3 protein-coding genes and 1 pseudogene are annotated in these 2,514 nt (G+C 69.0%); all 4 read right to left on the reverse strand.

The genetic code is table 11. From position 1 onward, the window contains the following. Nucleotides 1-440 (reverse strand): annotated as a pseudogene (locus J7E68_RS07340) (GMP synthase); the annotation flags it as partial. Nucleotides 441-525: 85 nt separating this feature from the next. Continuing rightward, nucleotides 526-1,146, reverse strand: a complete 621-nt coding sequence (locus J7E68_RS07345) for a LysR substrate-binding domain-containing protein (protein ID WP_311416613.1) — start codon at nt 1,144-1,146, stop codon at nt 526-528. Nucleotides 1,147-1,321: 175 nt separating this feature from the next. Beyond that, nucleotides 1,322-1,729, reverse strand: a complete 408-nt coding sequence (locus tag J7E68_RS07350) for a DapH/DapD/GlmU-related protein (RefSeq protein ID WP_053097570.1) — start codon at nt 1,727-1,729, stop codon at nt 1,322-1,324. An 82-nt stretch (nt 1,730-1,811) separates the two neighbouring features. Further along, on the reverse strand, nt 1,812-2,384 hold the full coding sequence (locus J7E68_RS07355; RefSeq protein WP_311416616.1) for an Fpg/Nei family DNA glycosylase: 573 nt from the start codon (nt 2,382-2,384) through the stop codon (nt 1,812-1,814). Between the last annotated feature and the right edge of the window lie 130 nt (nt 2,385-2,514).

Genomic DNA, 2,514 nt, shown 5'->3' on the forward strand with positions numbered 1-2,514 from the left:
GCCGTGAACACCGTGAGCGCGGGCGCACTCGGACCGAACACGGGGTCTTCCGCGCCGGCGGCGGTCGTCTCGATCACCGTGGCGCTGGCCGATTCGGGCGTGTCAGAGGTGACCTCGCCGCCCAGCATGCGCGTCACGACCCCGATGCTGAAGCAGGTGAAGAAGACCGCGACGTCTGCGTCGATCGCCCGCCGTGCCATGAGTTCGAGGTCGGCTTCGACCCGCAGCTGCACCGCCGTCTTGTGCAGATCGCTCACGTTGAAGGGCGAGCCCCCCACCACGACACCGTCGTAGCGCGCGAGACGGGCGGGATCGAGTCGCTCGGTGAGCAGATCGAGGCGGTCGACGACGTCGACGCCGAGCGCCCGACGGAACGAGGCGTGTTCGGCATCCGCCGCCCCGAGTTCAGGGCGCACACAGACGTAGAGAAGCGAGACCACCACGAGAGTCTAACGACGACGCGACGGCGTCGATGCCGCCGGCGTCGCGGCTGCGTCACGGTGGGTCACGTCACGGTGGGTCACGTCAGCGGGAGGAGTTCGACGTGCGACCTCGCACGATGCCGATGAACGTCTCGACGTCGGGGGTCGTGTTCTCGCGCCGCCAGGCGAGGGCGACGGTCGAGACGGGGCCGTCGACGAGCGGGCGGTGATCGGCGTCCTTGCGATGGTGCAGACGCGCCAGCGACATGGGGACGATCACGATCCCGGTGCCTGTGGCGGCGGTGGCGATGGCATCGGCCACCGGAAGAGCACGGAACTTCGGTGCGACCGCCCCCGGGATCTCGAACGGACCCAGCGGGTCATCGCTCGGGGTCATCACGATCTCGCCGGCCAGGTCGGCGACCGTCAGCTCGTCTGCCGCCAGCAGATGCGAGTCGATCGAGGTGACCACGACCGGCACCTCGTCGTAGAGCGTGATGACGTGCAGCGTGTCATCGTCGAGTGGCAGGCGCACGAGTGCGGCATCGAGATCGGCGACGGCGTCGCACTGACCCGCGACCTCGATCGGCACGAGTTCGATCGGCACGTGGGGCATCCGCTTCTTCCATGCGTCGATCCACTTGCCCGGCGTCGCACCGGGGATGAGGCCGAGGCGGAAAGTGCGAGGCTGCTCCGGCTCCGGGGCCGGCGCGTCGAAGGCCACGCCCGAGGTCTTCTTCGGCGGTCTGGGCGGTGGGAACCTCTGCGCAGGGGCTGCCTTGTTGCGTCGCACAGGCGAGCCTTTGCCGGCTCGTCCCGCCGATCGTCGTCCCTGTGTCGCCATGACGTCAAGGGTACCCGCCGCAGGCATCGTGCCTGCGGCCGTCATCGCTGCGGGGTCAGGCTGCGAGCCACAGACCCTTCGGGTCGGTCGCGACCGTCAGGCCGGCTGCCACCGTCTCGTCGTCGCCGATGCGAGCACCGCGGACGATGCGAGCGCCCGCTCCGACCTCGGTGCGGACACCGATGTGCGCGCCGTCTCCGACGGCGGCACCCTGGCCGATGTGCGCGTGCGCGTCGACGTGCGCTCCTTCGCCGATCACGGCATCCGGTTCGATCCATGCGCCGCGGGCGATGGTCGCCCCCGCGCCGATACGGGCGCCGGGTTCGATGTACGCGCCCGCTTCGATGTGCGCTTTCGGATGCACCTTCGCGCCGTGCGCGACGAGTCCGCGACCGTTCGCGTGCTTGCGGTATCGCAGCGTGGCGCCCTGGTCGTTCTCAATGTCGACGTAGTTCTTTCCCACGATTCCTCCCCGTGTTCCGGAATGCTCCGGATATATCAATAACCACGGGGGTACCCGATTCATTCCCGAGTATGGATCAGGGTCATCTCTGGCACGTGGGACACCAGAATGTGATCCGCTCGCGGGTCGGATCCGCCCCCTGCTCACCCCGTCTGATCAGGGTCCCGCAGCGGCGGCAGGGCTTGCCGGCGCGGCCGTAGACCCACGTGCCCTGACCCGGTCGGTCCACTCCGGTGAAGGTGCGGTGGCGTCGGTCGCGGTTGGTGCGGATCGTCCGCACGCCCAGGTCCAGCAGGGCTGCGACGTCGACGTCGGGCGCGGGAGTGGTCGGCAGGATCCCGCGCAGGAACAGGAGCTCCGCCGCGTACTCGTTGCCGAAGCCGGCGACGTTGCGCTGGTCGAGCAGCGCGACATGGATGCTGCGGGTGTCGGCGCTCAGCCGACGGGCGGCCTCTGCGGCATCCCAGTCGGGGCCGAGCGGATCGGGGCCGAGATGGCCCACGAGATCGTCTTCGTCACGAGTGGGCACGACCTCGATCTCGGCGAGGTCGATGCCCACGGCCTCGCGCTGTGCGGTGCCGACGATCGCACGCACCTTGAAGGCCGGGTGCCGCCACTTCTCACCTGCTCGATAGAGAAGCCAGGCGCCGTCCATGCGCAGATGGGAATGCAGGGTGCTGTCACCGATGCGCAGAAGCAGATGCTTGCCGCGGGCGATCGATGCGACGATCGGCTGTCAGGTGAGATCGAGTGTCGCGAAACGGGGCAGTCTCAGGTCGAAGCGC

The organism is Microbacterium sp. ISL-103 (assembly GCF_018613995.1).
Taxonomy (GTDB): domain Bacteria; phylum Actinomycetota; class Actinomycetes; order Actinomycetales; family Microbacteriaceae; genus Microbacterium.